We start from the raw sequence: 654 nt of genomic DNA, 5'->3' as shown, positions 1-654 counted from the left end.
CACTTGACATCAAGTAAAGCATAGAAGCAGAGCTCTCTCTGGAACACCACAAAATCTTTCTTGAGATTCTGAAGGCAGTGATCTGAAAACCAAGTTCATGGCAATGTTGAGAAGTCTGCTGCTTCTGTTCATCGTGTTCTCCACGGGAAATGCAGCTGGTAAACCAGATAAAGGTAGACCATGCCAGTATGGATGGACAAATTTTGAAACCCGATGCTACAAGTTCTTCTCTCAGTCGGCTACATGGATTGAAGCAGAGAGAAACTGTATTGCTCTGAGTGCACATCTTGCATCTGTGAACAAAGAAAAAGAAAACTCTTTTCTGCTGGGTCTGTTGCCTTCTCCTACTACACTATGTTGGATTGGTGTTCAAGATGCTGTGGAAGAAGGAGAGTGGTTGTGGAGTGATGGAACTAATTATGACTACAACAACTGGTGCACTGGTGAACCTAACAATCTGAATGTTGAGAACTGTGGAGAGATCAACTGGACCTCTGACGAATGCTGGAATGATTCGACCTGTACAAACCCAAAGGGCTATATCTGTGCTACACGATCGGAGATGGACTGGCCCACTGATCCAGAGTAACTTTGATTTTTGTACTACATTACAAAACATCCTCCACTTTAATTTCTTAATACTGAATTACTCCA

The 654-nt window shown here is 42.7% G+C and carries 1 protein-coding gene; it reads left to right on the top strand.

Annotated elements, in window-relative coordinates; genetic code table 11:
* The first annotated feature begins 97 nt into the window (after positions 1 to 97).
* Positions 98 to 589: a C-type lectin domain-containing protein gene (locus GQS57_RS18485; RefSeq protein WP_165734441.1), complete on the top strand. Its 492-nt coding sequence runs from the start codon at positions 98 to 100 to the stop codon at positions 587 to 589.
* Positions 590 to 654: the final 65 nt, after the last annotated feature.

It is taken from the genome of Polaribacter sp. 20A6 (genome assembly GCF_011378915.1).
Classification (GTDB): domain Bacteria; phylum Bacteroidota; class Bacteroidia; order Flavobacteriales; family Flavobacteriaceae; genus Polaribacter; species Polaribacter sejongensis.
The sequence above is the reverse complement of the archived record's forward strand: the minus strand, read 5'-3'. Positions and strand labels throughout refer to the sequence as shown.

What these genes read in the sequence shown, in the direction of transcription:
- GQS57_RS18485 (WP_165734441.1), top strand. Translation starts at nt 98, where the DNA reads ATGGCAATGTTGAGAAGTCTGCTGCTTCTGTTCATCGTGTTCTCCACG.